General features: G+C 36.8%; 16 protein-coding genes. 14 read left to right on the forward strand and 2 right to left on the reverse strand.

Annotation, left to right across the window (positions count from 1 at the left end; all coding sequences use genetic code 11):
• The first annotated feature begins 2 nt into the window (after nt 1-2).
• Both ACIQZA_RS06640 and ACIQZA_RS06645 read left to right on the forward strand, forming a co-directional pair.
• Entirely contained in the window at nt 3-530 is a 528-nt protein-coding gene (locus ACIQZA_RS06640) for a replication-relaxation family protein (protein ID WP_402880996.1), read from the forward strand.
• Nucleotides 531-543: 13 nt separating this feature from the next.
• Nucleotides 544-1,077: a hypothetical protein gene (locus tag ACIQZA_RS06645; protein ID WP_402880993.1), complete on the forward strand. Its 534-nt coding sequence runs from the start codon at nt 544-546 to the stop codon at nt 1,075-1,077.
• 682 nt (nt 1,078-1,759) lie between these two features.
• On the opposite strand, the gene ACIQZA_RS06650 is transcribed toward ACIQZA_RS06645, so the two are convergent.
• Nucleotides 1,760-2,092 carry a tyrosine-type recombinase/integrase gene (locus tag ACIQZA_RS06650; protein WP_400933108.1) on the reverse strand — a complete coding sequence of 111 codons (333 nt, stop codon included), beginning with the start codon at nt 2,090-2,092 and terminating at the stop codon, nt 1,760-1,762.
• A gap of 760 nt (nt 2,093-2,852) precedes the next feature.
• On the opposite strand from ACIQZA_RS06650, the gene ACIQZA_RS06655 reads away from it, so the two are divergent.
• Entirely contained in the window at nt 2,853-3,008 is a 156-nt protein-coding gene (locus ACIQZA_RS06655) for a hypothetical protein (protein WP_400933110.1), read from the forward strand.
• 510 nt (nt 3,009-3,518) lie between these two features.
• The gene (locus ACIQZA_RS06660; protein ID WP_400933112.1) at nt 3,519-4,295 is read left to right on the forward strand and encodes a CsxC family protein; all 777 of its coding nucleotides are present in this window, start codon (nt 3,519-3,521) and stop codon (nt 4,293-4,295) included.
• 676 nt (nt 4,296-4,971) lie between these two features.
• On the opposite strand, the gene ACIQZA_RS06665 is transcribed toward ACIQZA_RS06660, so the two are convergent.
• Complete coding sequence (locus tag ACIQZA_RS06665; RefSeq protein ID WP_400933114.1) at nt 4,972-5,877, reverse strand: LysR family transcriptional regulator; 906 nt, start codon at nt 5,875-5,877, stop codon at nt 4,972-4,974.
• A gap of 132 nt (nt 5,878-6,009) precedes the next feature.
• Here ACIQZA_RS06665 and hpaI point away from each other — a divergent pair, with 132 nt between their 5' ends.
• The 10 genes from hpaI (at nt 6,010) to ACIQZA_RS06715 (ending at nt 16,696) form a co-directional block, all read left to right on the forward strand.
• Complete coding sequence (gene hpaI, locus ACIQZA_RS06670) at nt 6,010-6,936, forward strand: 2,4-dihydroxyhept-2-ene-1,7-dioic acid aldolase (protein WP_400933116.1); 927 nt, start codon at nt 6,010-6,012, stop codon at nt 6,934-6,936.
• A gap of 70 nt (nt 6,937-7,006) precedes the next feature.
• On the forward strand, nt 7,007-8,524 hold the full coding sequence (hpaE, locus tag ACIQZA_RS06675) for a 5-carboxymethyl-2-hydroxymuconate semialdehyde dehydrogenase (protein ID WP_400933118.1): 1,518 nt from the start codon (nt 7,007-7,009) through the stop codon (nt 8,522-8,524).
• Nucleotides 8,525-8,552: 28 nt separating this feature from the next.
• Nucleotides 8,553-10,025, forward strand: coding sequence for a 4-hydroxyphenylacetate 3-monooxygenase, oxygenase component (gene hpaB / locus ACIQZA_RS06680; protein WP_400933120.1), 1,473 nt, complete (start codon nt 8,553-8,555; stop codon nt 10,023-10,025).
• A gap of 26 nt (nt 10,026-10,051) precedes the next feature.
• Nucleotides 10,052-11,035: a 3,4-dihydroxyphenylacetate 2,3-dioxygenase gene (gene hpaD / locus ACIQZA_RS06685; protein ID WP_400933122.1), complete on the forward strand. Its 984-nt coding sequence runs from the start codon at nt 10,052-10,054 to the stop codon at nt 11,033-11,035.
• 23 nt (nt 11,036-11,058) lie between these two features.
• A complete protein-coding gene (locus tag ACIQZA_RS06690; protein WP_402880985.1) occupies nt 11,059-11,532 on the forward strand; it encodes a flavin reductase family protein in 474 nt (157 codons plus the stop codon).
• A 21-nt stretch (nt 11,533-11,553) separates the two neighbouring features.
• On the forward strand, nt 11,554-12,450 hold the full coding sequence (locus ACIQZA_RS06695) for a cytidyltransferase (protein ID WP_402880983.1): 897 nt from the start codon (nt 11,554-11,556) through the stop codon (nt 12,448-12,450).
• 33 nt (nt 12,451-12,483) lie between these two features.
• On the forward strand, nt 12,484-13,926 hold the full coding sequence (locus ACIQZA_RS06700) for an aldehyde dehydrogenase family protein (RefSeq protein WP_402880980.1): 1,443 nt from the start codon (nt 12,484-12,486) through the stop codon (nt 13,924-13,926).
• Between the two features lie 63 nt (nt 13,927-13,989).
• A complete protein-coding gene (locus tag ACIQZA_RS06705; RefSeq protein ID WP_402880978.1) occupies nt 13,990-14,343 on the forward strand; it encodes a DUF485 domain-containing protein in 354 nt (117 codons plus the stop codon).
• 4 nt (nt 14,344-14,347) lie between these two features.
• Nucleotides 14,348-15,904 (forward strand): solute symporter family protein, encoded by a 1,557-nt coding sequence (locus ACIQZA_RS06710; protein WP_402880976.1) that lies wholly within the window; start codon nt 14,348-14,350, stop codon nt 15,902-15,904.
• Nucleotides 15,905-15,937: 33 nt separating this feature from the next.
• A complete protein-coding gene (locus ACIQZA_RS06715) occupies nt 15,938-16,696 on the forward strand; it encodes a fumarylacetoacetate hydrolase family protein (protein ID WP_402880974.1) in 759 nt (252 codons plus the stop codon).
• Nucleotides 16,697-16,713 lie beyond the last annotated feature (17 nt).

The following is a 16,713-nucleotide window of genomic DNA, read 5'->3' on the forward strand; positions in this document are numbered from 1 at the left end:
TTATGACGCGTGATCAACTCAGTAGATATTTCAATCTAGGAAAGAAGCGAAATGCAAATAGGGTCCTCCACAATTTATCAGAATATCTATCCTCTATACGAGATGGTTATGAAACAATTTATTACCTCAACAATTTTGGCCGTCTATATGTTGACTGCGATAAGATCCGGAAAAAAGGTGGGCATGTACAACACACCATTATGCGTAATGAGTTTTGGTTGTTTTATAAATGTCCAAGGGATTGGAAGAATGAAGTCAAAATATCCGACGGCACTACAAGTATTGTTGTGGATGGCATGTTTACACGCAATGGATTTCAGCATTTTCTTGAAGTAGATAATTTTCAAACTATGAAGGAAAACCGTGAAAAGATTAAACGGTACAAATTGTTAATGGATAGCCTGGTTAAACAGATGGGCTATTACCCAACGATCGTATGGCTCACAACCACTGAATTAAGACGTAAGCAACTAGAAGAATCCTGTGGAGGGCTAAAATGCAAGGTATACACAATAAACGATATTCAATAAGAGGAGGATTAAAATGTTTAAAAGACGTATTAAAACTGAGGTAGTACCTGTAAGTGAATACACTGATTTCAGCGATCGATTCCAAGGTGATGAAAAATATGCAACATTAAAACATGTGGCCATTGCTGCATCAGTTCCTACAATCACAGCTGTTGGCACAGGATTATTTATGTTCAATAAATTCAATGCTACTTATTCCTCCGCAAACATACCTGTAAACGTCCCTATCCAACAACCTGTATTAGAACCAGTAATGGCCCAAATGCCTTCCACAATCCCTATTACTGCTATTCCTCAACAGACTGGAATAATTGCAGATAAATCCTTAGAAATGTTAGCTACAATTTTAGATCCTATGATTCAAGTAATGGTTGCAATTTCTTTTCCGGTTGCTTCAGTGATTATGATTGGAGCTTGTTTCTTCTTTATGTTCGGAAACAGTGAACGTGCTTGGAATACAATTATGAACGCTGGATTAGGTTATGTATTGATTCAGATGTCACCTTTATTTTTGGAGATACTTAGAACAATTGGTAAGGCTATTTAATAGAAAAAGACCAACTTTGATGCTGGGCTTTCTAATTTTTCCCCACCATATCCCCACCATGTGTATAAAATAAAGCTAGATAAAATCAAATATTAACAGAATAAAATAAGATAAAAAATAGCCGGCAAATCCATATACACCAAAGGATTGTCGGCTATATAAAAATATAAATAGATACACTTGAATATAACATCTCTACAAGAAGCATTCATGGCTGTTCTGAAGATGGATGATTCGAAGTAACGTTGATATAACAGCGTTTATAAGGATTTGAATTGAGTGTTTTTATATTAATATGGTGGAAGTTGCCACCGATTTGCCACCGCTTTTAAATTGTGCCAGCATTTTATAAATCTTTTGCGATGGAATCAAAAATATCGGCAGCATCTCTTGCCATCTTTTGAGTTAAATGGACATAGCGGTCTTCAGTAGTTGCTGATCTGCTGTGTCCTAATCTTTTTTGTACAGTTTTAATAGGTGTACCATTCTCTATTTATGTTGTTGCATGTGTGTGACGTAAGGAATGATAATTGAAACTAATATTTAATTTTATTCTATTCTAGTATTATATTTGATGACACTTGGCGTACAATGTTCACGATTTTCTTTTTATCATACATAATCATGTTCTGAATCCTTTTTATAAAACTCACTGCACTTTTAACGATTTTCAAGTTGTCTTTTATAGTGCTCTTAAAATTTTGGTTAGAGCATTACCAAAGGGAATAGTTCGATAATCAGCCTTTGATTTTGGAGGTCTAGATTGCCAATTTATTTTTCGTTTTTCATCTTCGATACCGACTAGTTGCTGCTCAATTTCCAACGTCATTTCCTCGAAATTTATATGTTTCCATTCAAGCCCACAAATTTCGCCTACACGCACCCCACAATGTAAGCCAATATGAAATGGTAAATAAAAAGGGTGATCCTCATTTATAACACTATTAATACGTCTTAGGTTTTCTTTTGATTGAATTTTTAATTCTTCACGAGATACTAGTTGTTTTGAATACATTGAACCTATTGAAGAGGAAGAAGCGAATGTGGTGATGCAAAATAATGGCGCGGAAAAAGGTGAAACGGTGCACGACATGTCTAAAATGGTGAACGCACCTGTTAAAAAACAAAAATATGAGCAGATGAGCTTATTTTAAGATAACAGTGATGAGCACATGAAAGATTTTTTGTTCAGTAGAAAAGGTTAGATTTTCCATTTATGTATACTATTTATCTAGCTTGTTGGATATATTTCTTAGAATTTCGTTTTGTTCCTCCAGCAAGCTAATGAACTTAATTAAAAACCAAATTACAAAGGCTAATGGGGCAAGAAAAAACAATAATGACATAATTCTTACAAACCTCCTTTTGGGTAATTGTACCACAAAAGTCAAGTGTTTTAGAAAAAAGGGGGAATCAATCGTGGCAGAAAGAAATTACTCATTTGAAAAGGTGTATTAAGATGACTCAAAAATAAGTGATGGTGCTGAAATTTTAGCTGCTAATAATGCCAAAGAGCGAATATGTATTATTTCACTGGTTATAGGAATGATATACAAACAGATGATATTTGTAGACATAGTGGAATCAACTAAAAGAGTTAGTTGACGCTGACTTTGAAACAAAACATAAAATTTATGATAAGGATAGTAATGAAAGTGTTGAGCAAAGTCGTTAGATATTGCTAACGAATGTTTTGAGAGTAAACCGAGTATTGGTAACATCAAACTACTGAACGCTATGAGGATTATATGAAATATAAGATTTGGAGGACCGTTATGAGATTTATTGGTTTAATACTGGGCTTTTGTATGTCTAAACGTCCTACACTTGATTTCGTAATAGACTCATTGAAACAAGCACTCCCAATTATTCAAGAACATGCCCTATCACGGGTAGGTTTTCTACTTTTATCCTTTATGAGCTCTACATAATGCATAGAATTTTCTTTAATGTATTTGTATGTTTACACTGCGTGATTAAAAAGATAAATTAATAAACCATTGTAAGAAACGAGTAGTTAAAGATTTTACTTTATATTTACCTAGGTGAGCAAGATGTGATTCATTATTACATCTTCATAATTGTACTACTATTCGGTTCGAGTTTAAGGTCAACATATTCCTCTATCCAAAAACTTAAGTTCTGTAATCTTGTGGTATAAAACACGGTTCCAGCATTTTCGTACACTAAAATCTTTCTTCGTAATTGTTTCTGCTTTTGACTATTATTTTCTTGAAATTCTTCAATCAAAAAAGGTAACTAAACATAAAACTAGATTAACTATGGTGAGTATCTAGCATTTTGATGTACATGCTAAAAAAATCCCTTTTTTAAAATAAGAAGAAACTAGTATACACGTCTATACATAGAATTAATCGCTACATATTCTAGCAATATAGAGAGCGCTCTCTAATACTAAAAAAATGAAAAGAGGGAATTTTTTGAGTGATCAATTAGATTTTCAAGTTAATCAAGTCGAACCTTGTCCAGTAACATCAACAGAACAAATACCATTAACTACTGAGGTTACTCCAGTAGTTGCTACACCGTTAGTGACGCCAACTGTTAAAGTTCCGGTTGTACTTGCAGAACCAACACTTCAAATTGCTGTGGAGGCGGATATTACGCTTACTCCTGCAGCAACTGAAATCAAAAGAGTGAAAAAAAATGTATTCCTAAATCAAGTGAAACTAGTACCTGTTGCTTTTGCACGTATTGGCACAACTGACTTTTTTGCGGTAACAAGAGCTAAATTATTTGTAGCAGGAAATATTCGCAAAAATATAGAATATGCTACAGCAGCATGTAACGCGGCACTCCAAGATAGAATTGCCGATGTTCCGTTTTCAGGTTTTACAGACCTTACTTTCCCACAAACACTTGGAGGCCCTACTCCGATTTTAGGAATTTCCGAGTTTGCCGAAGCGAACTTCCTTAATGAAACTACGCAAATGGATGCTCGATTGGATAAAGCATTCTTCCAAAATCTAGTTAAATACAATGAACAACCATTTGGCGAGTTAGTAGCTGCAAACTTCTTTGAACTTGATTTTTCACCGGTTATGGCAGAACCAGAGGGCACTTTCGACACATTACGTGAAAAAATCGTGCTAGAGCTTACTGTAAAAGTACTGCAAGTTCAACAAATTCGCCTTGGAGCAGGCACTAGTGTTATAACTCCTGTTCTTACAGGGCTTACTCCTCCAGTTAGTCCTTAATAATCTCTAGTTTATAGAGGAGCAGAACAAATAAAAAACGCAGTTCACTGCAACAAAATGCAATCGAAAAAACAACCCTATAAATTTAATGGGTACTAATAAAAATCAAATATTTGAGTTGGCAGTTGAAAATGCGGCTGGATCTGATTTTCAACTGCCTTTTTGTAATTTAATAACGGAGATGTAATAGCTGGTGTGTAATTTAGGGAAGGCTAGAGGGTTGCAAAAGGGCATTTTTCAACAGTTTTCCGAAAAAAACTTACAGAACGCACAATAAAAAGATTTCTTCATCAATTATTAGAACAATTGATTTAAAAAGCCTTACATAGATGTATCGATTTCAACTACCATTTATACGCAACAATGTTGATTGAAAGTGGACAACCTATAAAAACTGTCCAAAAAAAGATTAGGACAAAGCAGATAGCAACTACTGAAGACCGCTATGTCCATTTAACTCACAAGATGGCAAGAGATGCTGCCGATATTTTTGATTCCATTGCAAAAGATTTATAAATTGCTAGCACAATTTTAAAACGGTGGCAATCACCACCATACTAGAAACGAAGTCAAATGAGCTCATTGTCTTATTTTTGACTCCGCAATATATATTTAATATCACTGTAAAGGCTTAAGTAACGGGTGAGTAATAAAAATCTGAAATGATTTATTTGAGTCATTCTACTTGTGAAATTTTTAAACTGTATTCCCTCTTAAAAGTTTCAATAAATTTAACAGCACTTTTTGAAATGTAACGGTCCTTCAACCAGATAACGGCCGAATCTGATTGAATACTAAGTTCTTCAAGCTCCAATATTTTCAGGCCATTCATAGAAAAAGAACGTAAGACAGACCTTGGAAGTAAAGAAGCACCTACACCTTCTCTTACTAGGGACATTATCATATCAGCGTCTGAACATTGACAGACAATATTTGGTTCATAGTGATATTTTCTACAAGCTTCTATAACCAATTCGTATTGACCAACACCCTTAACACGTTGTAGCAACATTAGTGGCATACTTGAAAGTTCTTCTAGTCTTATTGTATTTTCATAATTCCACGTCTCAGGGATAACGGCTACAAAATGATCTGGAGGTAATGGTAGTGAAGATAAGTCATCTAATTCTGATTCAAAAGGTAACCGGACTATAGCAACCTCAATATGCCTATTCCTTAAATCTTGTAATAATCGATAGGTATCCCCTTCGTATAAACGAAATGTAACGTTTGAATACTTTTCTCGGAAAAAACGAATGCGTTCAGGTAGGTAAGAAAAGCATGTTTTTACAGATCCAATTGATAAAGTACCCTTAAGACCTTCTCCCACTTCTTTCACTTCCATAATTGTTTCATCAATCTGACTTAAAAGATTGGTAGCTCTCTTATACAAAACTTTTCCTGCTGCTGTTAGTTCTATATTCTTTCCATTTCGTACGATCAAAAGAGTACTAAGTTCTTCCTCCAGCGCTTTTAGCTGTTGACTAAGGGGGGGTTGGGCCATATGTAATTTCTTTGCTGCTCTAGTGATTTGCCCTTCTTCAACAATAGTGGCAAAGTATCGCAATTGTCTTATATCCATGAAACTCCTCCTTAGAAAGCATATTTATTTTATATACGTTACAAACATTTTAAATATTTTAAATATTTCAAACTTAATGATACATTATTTTTGAAAACGATTCCATGAAAAGGTAGAAAAGGAGAAGATAAAATGTCTAGAATTCGAAAAGCTAAAGAAAGTATAAAAGGTTCGATAGCACCAGTTATTACACCATTCAAGGAAGATGAAAGCTTAGATTTACAGACATTTAAAAGTTTAATTAACTGGCAAATAGAAAGTGGGAGCCATGGTATTTCGGTAACCGGGACTTCTGGGGAACCTAGTTCTCTAACAATCGAAGAAAGAGAGCTTGTGATGGAAACAGCAAGTAAAACGATTAACGGACGAGTTCCATTTATACCAGCAACGGGATCTGTTAATCATAATGAAGCGCTTCGACTAACAAAGGCTGCTCAAGAAATGGGAGCAGATGCTGCGATGGTCATTGTTCCATACTATAACAAGCCTTCCCAGCAGGCATTATATAAACACTATAAAGCTATTGCCGATACCGTGGATATTCCCATTATTATCTATAACATTCCTGGAAGAACAGGGGTCAATATGGAAGTAACAACAATGGCTCGACTCGTTGAAGATTGCCCGAACATTATTGGTGCCAAAGAGTCAAATAAAGATTTTGAACATGTCAATCGAGTGCTGTTGAATTGTGGTAGAGATTTCAGTCTATTCTCGGGAATTGAACTTCTTTGCTACCCAATGTTAACAATCGGTGGAAAAGGTTCTATTAGCGCCACAGCAAACGTTGCGCCAGCGAAAGTAGCAGAAATGCACAATGCTTGGGAGGAAGGCGACGCTGAAAAAGCTTTAAATCTTCATTATGAATTGATGACATTAAATGATGTGTTATTCAAAGAAACTAACCCTGGACCAGTAAAAGCAGCGCTGGGCATGATGGGTAAAATTACGCCAGTTTTACGTAAGCCAATGGATTTACCATCTGAGGCACTTCAAAACGAAATTCGTGAAGTTTTAAATCAATATGGTATTTTATCAAATGCGATTGTCACTAAATAATCATTCAAAATCTAAAAAATTCTCTTACTCCTCGTGACAGGAGTAAGAGAAGAATGGGGAGTGTAATAACATGCAAGTTCAAGTATCTGAGACTCAAAAAAATCACGAACACAAGCAAGTAGCAAATGTAAAACTCTATATTAATGGACAGTTTGTCGACAGTCAATCAGGTGCTACTTTTGAAAATAAAAATCCATTTACCAATGAAATAAACAACTATATCGCTGAGGGGCGTGAAGCGGATATAAATCAAGCTGTTCTTTCAGCAAAAGAAGCGTTTGTGAATGGTCCGTGGGGCAAGATGAAATTGAAAGAAAGAATGAAATATATTAATAGAATTGCAGATATCATCGATGAGGAGATTGAAGAAATTGCTTTCTTAGAATCATTAGACACAGGTTTGCCAATTAGCCAAACAAGAAATCAAACCGCACGTGCTGCAGAGAATTTCCGTTTCTACGCACGAATGGTTGAGACAAAATTGCATGGCGAATCTTATCCAATGGATGATGAATTCATTAATTATACAGTTTATAAACCATTAGGTGTTATAGGGTTAATTACTCCATGGAATGCCCCATTCATGTTAGAGACTTGGAAAGTAGCGCCTGCATTAGCAACTGGAAATACGGTTGTCCTAAAACCAGCTGAACTTTCACCATTGACTGCAAATAAATTAGCTGAAATTATTCAAAAAGCTCAAGTTCCGGATGGCGTCTTTAATATCGTGCATGGCTTTGGAGAAACAGCAGGGGCCGCACTTGTTGCTCACCCAGATGTGAAAGCGGTTTCATTTACAGGTGAAACGACTACAGGCTCCACTATTATTAAAAACGCTGCGGATACTTTAAAGAAAACATCGATGGAGCTTGGTGGGAAATCACCTTTAATTGTCTTTGATGATGCAGATCTTGAACGAGCTCTAGATGCAGCTATATGGGGGATTTTCTCATTTAATGGGGAACGTTGTACATCCAATTCTCGCGTATTCTTGCATAAAAATATTAAAGATCAATTTGTTGGAAAATTAAAAGCACGTGTCGCTAACATTAAAATCGGTGACCCAATGGATTCAGCAACTGAGCTTGGTCCGCTAATTGAAAAAGGTCACTACAACAAAGTAAAAAAATATATAGAAATCGCTAAACAAGAAGGTTGTGAAGTAGTTCAGGGAGTGGTTCCGGAAAAGGTAAAGGCAGGTAATTTTGTACCACCGACACTTTTATTGAATGCAAAAAATGACATGAGAGTATGTCAGGAAGAAATTTTTGGTCCCGTTATGGCCGTAATCGAATTTGAAACAGATGAAGAAGTACTTCATATGGCAAATGACGTATCTTACGGACTAGCTGGTTTTGTATGGACAAAAGATTTAAAACGAGCACATCGTATGGCGGATGCTATTGAAGCAGGTATGCTTTGGATTAACGCTCAAAACGTACGAGATCTTCGAATTCCATTTGGCGGTATGAAAGATAGTGGAATTGGAAGAGAGGGTGGTCATTACGCAATGTTTGAATTCTATACAGAACCAAAGGTAATCCATGTTGCTATAGGTGACCATCATATTCCGCAATTTGGGAAGTAAACAACTATTTTTTTAGGGGGAAACAATAATGCCAGCAAAAACAGGAGAGCAATATATTGAAAGAGTTGATCATGCACAGGCAAATATATGGATTGATGGCAAACGAGTAGAAGGGAAGATTTCTGAACATCCAGCTTTTAAAGGAGTTATGAAAACTCAGGCAGAACTTTACGATTTGCAACATGATCCAGACAAAAAGGATTACATGACATATGAATCTCCGACAACTCGTGAACGGGTAGGTACATCTTTTATTCAGCCAAAAACAAAAGAAGATTTGGTGACACGTCGCAAAATGATGCAAGAATGGGCGAAATATAATGGTGGCATGATGGGGCGTTCCCCTGATTACATTAATGTCGGGATGATGGCGTATGGTTCAGCTGCAGAAATGTTTGGGAAACAGGACTCCATCTATGCCGAAAATATGACCAACTACTACGAGTATTGCCGTGAAAATGATTTATCTTTAACACATACGTTGATTCAGCCTCAAGTCAATAGGGGAGTTAACTCAGCACAGCTTCCAGATCCGTATATTGCAGCAAGGATTAAAGAGAAAACATCTGAAGGGGTCGTTATTAAAGGGGCAAGATTACTTGCTACTCAAGGTGGTATTACCGATGAAATCATGGTATTCCCATCTACTTTGTTAAAACAATCAGCTGAAGAAAATCCATATGCGTTTGCATTTTCTATTCCTAATAACACACCGGGCTTGAAATTTATTTGTCGAGAATCTTTTGATTATGGTAAGTCTCATTTCGACCATCCGTTAGGATCTCGCTTTGAAGAAATGGATACCATTGTTGTGTTTGATGATGTTGTCGTTCCGTGGAATCGAGTCTTTGCCCTTGGTGATGTTAATGTGTGCAACCAGGCCTACAATGAAAGTAATGCAGTTGTTCATATGACACATCAAGTTGTAGCAAAAAATATCGCGAAAACAGAGTTTGTACTTGGTATTCTTCAATTAATGGCAGAGACAATTAATATTGGCCAATACCAACATATACAGGAGAAAATCTCTGAGGTAATTATTGCACTTGAAACGATGAAAGCATATGTCGTTGCTGCCGAAGCAAATGCAAAAGTGGATAGATGGGGAACTATGACACCAGATTTTGCACCGTTAAATGCAGCACGTCATTACTTCCCAAAAATTTACCCTCGCTTTACAGAAATTATGCAATTAATGGGTGCAAGTGGCTTAATGGCGATTCCTTCAGAATCAGACTTCAATTCTGAAATTCGTCCGGATCTTGATAAGTATTTACAATCAGCCACTGGAGATGCCTATGATCGTGTGAAACTTTATCGTTTGGCATGGGATGTGTGTATAAGTTCATTCGGTACACGACAAACACTTTATGAGCGCTTCTTCTTTGGTGATCCAATTAGAATGGCAAGTACGCTTTATAACGGGTATGACAAACAGGAATATGTTGATCGTGTGAAGGAATTTTTGAATCGATCAGAAGCTTTAGTTAAAAATAACTAATTAATCGACTAAGGGAGATGAGGAGTATGGATTTCAATATTATTCGTATTGCCAGAACGGTTATAAACGTGCAGGATTTAGACCGTTCAAAAGATTTTTATGTAAAAGCGCTCGGCATGATTGAAACGGAAACAAAGGATGACTGTGTTTATTTGAGAGGGCTTGAAGAACACACACACCACAGCTTGGTTCTTAAAAAGTCCGAGACGTTAGGGGTACACGCACTCGGTTACAAAGTAGAAAAAGAAGAAGATCTTGACCGTCTAGCTGGATTGTTTCAAGCAAAAGGCTTAAAAACAAAGTGGCTTAAGGAAGGTACTCAGCATGCTCTTGGACGTGCACTGCATGTACATGATATTTCAGGGATGCCCCTTGAATTTTTCTGCAAGATTGAAAAAGTAGAGCGCTTACTTCAGCGCTACGATTTATACAGCGGTGCCCGCATTCAGCGGATTGACCACGTAAACTGTGCTGTACCGGATGTAGAAAAAGCTTACAACTTCTTTATCAACGAGTTAGGTTTTGCATGTTCTGAATATACAACGATAGAAGATGGAAGTATCTGGGCTGCGTGGCTCCACCGCAAACAGACTGTGCATGATCAAGCCTTTATGAACGGAGATGGTCCGCGTCTTCATCACTTTGCTTACTGGCTACCTGATCCACTTGCTCTAATTCACTGCTGCGATGTTTTAGCTTCTCTTGGCTATTCACAGAACATTGAAAGAGGGCCAGCACGACACGGCTTATCCAATGCGTTCTTCTTGTATTTAAGAGATCCAGATGGATACCGCATTGAGCTGTATAACGGAGATTACTTAACAAGTGACAATGACTTCGAGCCAATTCGATGGGATTTAAACGACCCACGTCGTCAAACATTGTGGGGTGCAAAAGCACCGGACAGTTGGTTTAATGAAACATCTCCGTTTTTAGATATTGAAACCAATGAACAAATTCAATCCAAGGCACCAAACCTTGCACAGCGCAAACCAGAACTTGTTATTTAAATAAAAAGAATGGAGGAATTTTAATGGATGATCGTACATTTCGAGATGCGATGGGTAAATTTGCAACCGGCGTAACAGTTATTACAACGGACATTGATGGAGAGCCTCATGGCATGACAGCAAATGCCTTCATGTCAGTGTCGCTAAATCCAAAACTCGTACTAATATCGATTAAAGAAAATGCAAAAATGCTCGATAAAATTAACCGCTCCGGTAAATTTGCGGTAAATATTTTATCGGAAGACCAGCAAGAAGTTTCTATGTTATTCGCTGGTCAAATCAAAGAAAAGCGTGAACCTGAATTTGACCGCCTAAACGAAATCTCGGTAGTAAAGGATGCGCTAGCAAATATTGTGTGCAATGTATATGGAAAGCAAGTAGCTGGTGACCATACGCTGTTCCTTGGAGAAGTAGAAAATATTGTCCTTCGTGAAGGAAATCCTCTGACATTCTTTGCAGGAAAATATGGCCAGATCACTGCACCGCAACTAACTTAACATAAAAGGGGAGGGCAAACGATGCAGACAATTACTATTAAAAGTTCAATTGATAAATCAACATTCACTGAAATGGAAGCTTGTGTTTTGGCTCTCGGTTTTTTTGATGGCGTTCACATCGGGCATCAAAAAATTCTTGAAACAGCGAAACAAATTGCTTTGCAAAAACAATGCGCCTTTGGTGTTATGACGTTTTATCCGCACCCAAAAGATATACTCTTTCCTCATATGGAGCCAATGACTTATTTAACTCCGCTTCCTTTGAAAGAAGATCGATTTGAAAAGCTGGGTGTTGAGAAGTTATTTGTTGTTGAGTTTAGCCCTGAGTTTGCCCGTCTTTCTCCTAACGATTTTGTTGAACAATACATTATTGGACTTGGATGTATACATGTTGTAGCCGGCTTTGATTATCATTATGGCTATAAAGGACTCGGTAATATGAAAACGTTAACAGAGTATAATCCCGGAAGTTTGGACGTAACGACTGTTCCAAAAATCCAACATTCTGATGAAAAAATTAGTTCAACAGCAATCCGAAAATTGCTTGATGAAGGTCATGTGCAAATGATTCCTATGTACCTTGGTGATTTTTATGAAATTAATGGGGAAATGAATCAAAGTTCTCTTTTTCACAAAAAACATCAGTTTCTTAACTTAATAGTAAAAAAGAGATACCGAATGCCTAAACCTGGTATTTACCATATTCAAGTTGAAATAGATGGTAATAATTATGATGGAACTTGCCACCAAATATCTAGTAATGAGCATCACGCTTCATTGTTAATACAATTAAAAGATTGTTCTGTATTCCCATACAAGAAGCGGATGAAGGTAAAGTGGCTAGATTATAAATATGGCAAGCAGAATGAGGCATACGGCATGAATGAATACATGAAAAAAGATGAGCTAGTGATCTAATTAATAGTAGGCTATAACAGAAAGGAGTAGACTATGAATTTAAAAGTACAAGTAAGAAAGAAAAACTTATACATTGATGGTCAATGGCAAGAAGCCACTGAACAGGCAGCAATAACATCTCCATATTCTGGAGATGTTATTGCATATATTCCTAAGGCTAATGAAAAAGAAGTGAATGAGGCAATTGAAGCTGCAGTTCGTGCAAAAACAGTAATGGCGAAAATGCCAGCTCACGAACGTGCAGCTATTTTGGAACGTTTGGTAGCTTTGTTAGAGAAGCGTTTAGATGAAGCGGCAGAAATTATCGCTTTAGAGGCAGCTAAACCAATTGCTACTGCAATCGAAGAAGTGAAACGGACAATACAAACGTATAAGTTTGCAGCTGAAGAAGCAAAGCGAATTCATGGAGAAACGCTTCCATTGGATGCTGCACCAGGTGGAGAAAAACGAGTAGCATATACGGTGCGTGAACCTATTGGGGTTATTGGAGCGATTACTCCATTTAATTTTCCGATGAATTTAGTTGCCCATAAAGTAGGTCCTGCCATTGCCGCAGGAAATACAATTGTATTAAAACCAGCAAGTCAAACGCCACTATCTTCTTTCTTTTTAGCAGAGTTGTTACAGGAGGCTGGTTTGCCGAATGGAGCTCTTAATATTATTACTGGAAGCGGAAGAGTCGTGGGGGATAAAATCGTGACCGATGATAGAATTGCAGCCATTACATTTACGGGAAGCCCAGCTGTTGGGATTGGTATTCGAAACAAAGCAGGACTGAAGCGTGTGACATTAGAACTGGGTTCAAATGCAGCCGTTATTATTGATAAAGGGATCGATATAGATTCAATTATTAATCGTTGTGTGAAGGGAGCCTTTTCTTTCCAAGGTCAAGTATGTATATCATTACAACGAATTTATATTCATGAAAGTTTATACGAAACATTTGTGCAAAAATTCGTTGAAGCAACTCAACAACTCAAAATTGGTGACCCTTTAGATCCACGTACAGATGTTTCAGCGCTTATTTCAAAAGAAGATGTGGAACGTACTTTAGATTGGATTCATGAGGCGACACAACATGGTGCAGAAGTAGCAACTGGGGGAATCGCCAAAGGAAATATTCTATTGCCAACGGTCATATTAAATGCAGCGTCTTCTTTAAAAGTTTCGTGTCAAGAAGTGTTTGCTCCAATTGTTATCATCAATAAAGTTCAAGCAGTAGAGGAAGCAATTGAGCAAGTAAATGATTCGCGATATGGTCTTCAAGCGGGGATTTACACGGATAATGTTCATACAGCGTTAACTGCAGCAGAAAACCTTCATGTTGGAGGCGTAATGATTAATGATATTCCAACGTTTCGTGTAGATAACATGCCTTATGGAGGTGTGAAGGAAAGTGGAATGGGAAGAGAAGGAATAAAATATGCTGTAGAAGAAATGACAGAGCTAAAACTAGTGGTTTTTAATAGAAATTAAAAATCAAAGAATTAGAAGCATTTAAGAACCCTATTGAATTATTAGGAGAGAGGTGCTATCAATTTGGAGCTAGTAAAAGAACAGAATAGTGTAATAAAAGACATCGAACAACAAGATAACAAACAAATAGATTATGACAAAATTTCCACTTCAGAGGATTTTAAACAACTACTTTCGGATAAGAAAAAGTTTATTATTTCATACACAATTTTTTATTTGGCTTATTCACTAGCTTTACCATTCCTAGCCTTGTTTACAAATATATTAAACGTTCAAGTAATAGGAGACATTACGTTGGCGTGGATTTACGGTATTTCAATTATCTTTATGTCATTTGGGGTATGCAGTGTTTATGTAAAGAAGTCTGCTGAATTTGACGAAAAAGTAAAGCAAATCCTAGTAAAAGAGGGGCTGTAGACATATGGGATGGGATATTATTCTTCTTTTTGTACTCATGTCAATAGGGGTACTTTTCATTACGTACTATGCTTCCAAAAAAACAAAAACGGCAGGTTCTTTTTATACAGCTGGAGGTGGTCTGACTGCTAGGCAAAATGGACTTGCTTTAGCTGGAGACTTTATGTCTGCATCTACCTTTTTGGGGTTAATTGGAGCCTTTTCTTTAACGGGATATGACGGATTTTTCCTCATGTATGGTGCCCTAGTTTCGTTTCTTGTCATTTTATTTTTAGTTGCAGAACCATTAAGAAATCTTGGAAAATATACGTTAGGTGATATGATTACTGCTCGATTTAAGTTTAAACAAGTACGAGGTGTAACTGCCTTCAATACAATAATCATTTCAGTTTTTTATATGCTTGCACAGCTCGTTGCTGCAGGAGCTTTATTCAAATTATTATTAGGTATTCCGTATAATATTTCAGTCCTTATTGTTGGTGTTGCTATGTTAGCTTTTGTTTTATTTGGAGGAATGACCGCAACAAGCTGGGTTCAAATTATTAAAGCAGTTCTTTTAGTAGGTGGAACCTTTATTTTGTTTGTCATGGTTATGTGGAAATTTAATTTTAATTTTATTGGCATTTTTACTGATATGAAAACCGCTACTCCTTTTGGAATTGATTTCTTAAATCCAGGTTTAAAATATAAAAACGGTTGGGATGCAGCTTCTTTAACACTTGGGCTCATTCTTGGGACAGCGGGTCTACCCCATGTATTAGTTCGCTTTTTAACTGTACCTAATGCTCAGGTTGCCAGAAAGTCAGTTGTTTGGCTTATGTGGATTATGGGCATGTTCCATATTATGGTCATTTTCCTTGGGTTTGGCGCAGCGAAACTAGTTGGAACTTCAAGTATTATAGAGGCTAACCCAGCAGGGAATATGGCAGCGCCATTATTAGCAAAGTATATTGGCGGAGATTTTATGTTTGCTTTCATTTCTGCGGTTTCTTTTGCTACTATTCTCGCAGTGGTTGCTGGAATTGTAGTTACGGGAGCAACAGCATTTTCCCATGACTTTTATAACGAAATTTTAAAAGACGGGAAAGCAACCGAAAAACAGCAAATGTTTATGGTACGTCTTGCATCGATTGTCATCACTGCTATCGCCATTGCCTTATCACTATTTTTGCAAAATTTTAATGTTGCCTTTGTAGCATCAATCGCTCTTACATTAGCAGCGAGTTCGAATTTACCAGTTATTTTATTAACTATTTTTTGGAGAAAGTTCAACAAAACTGGAGCAATCTTTGGGATGCTTGTAGGATTAATTAGCACGATTGGTCTAGTAATGTTAAGTCCAAATGTTTGGAATCCAGAACCAGGTGTAGCCTTATTTACTGGTAAACCTATTTTCCCTCTAGCATCACCAGGAATTCTTTCAATACCATTAGGTTTCTTAGGTTGCTATATTGGCACATTAATAGGGGCCAGTAAGTCAAAAAATGTAGAGGATAATTTTTCAGAAATTATCGTTAAGGCAAATATAGGTAATGATGTTAAAGGTGTAGCTAATCATTAAGAATTTACGAATTTAAGAGAGGAGTGAATCGTTATGAGTAAGGCAATTATTAAATTTAGTGAAACCCTTCATACAAAAGAAGTGGAAGTAGATCCTCAAAGCAATACAATTATTCTCGGTGATAGAAATTTAACCTTAGAGCAGTCCTCTTTGGAGACGCCAATTTCGGGTACAGTATATGGGGCTTTATTAAATTATAGTGGCGAGCTTAAGGCATTAGGTTCATCGTTAACTAAAGAACCTTATAACCAGCCTCCCAAAGCGCCTATCTTATATATAAAACCGGTGAACACTATTACTGGATTTAAATCTTCAATTCCATTACCCAAGGATACATCACATCTGCAAATAGGTGCCTCATTAGGAATTGTCATTGGGAAAAAGACTACTCGTGTAACAGAAGAAAAAGCTTTAGATCATGTATTAGGATACACCATTGTAAATGATGTGAGTATTCCGCATGAGAATTTTTATCGACCAGCTGTTAAACAAAAAGCGAGAGATAACTTTTGCCCTGTAGGTCCATGGATTATTGAACGCGATGCAATCTCTGACCCTAATAACTTGACGATTACTGTATTCGTTAACGATGAATTAAAACAAAAAAATACAACGGCCAATTTAATTCGTCCTGTATCACAATTAATTTCTGAAATTTCGGAATTTATGACGCTATATGGGGGAGATGTTTTACTGGTTGGGGTACCTGAAAATCCCCCGCTTGTGAAAGAGGGAGACCTGGTACGAATTGAAATCGATGGAATCGGTTATTTAGAAAATACAGTTAAATGAGAATCTCATTGTTTGGT

Origin of the sequence: Lysinibacillus sp. NPDC096382 (assembly GCF_044762845.1) — a bacterium.
Lineage (GTDB): Bacteria > Bacillota > Bacilli > Bacillales_A > Planococcaceae > Lysinibacillus.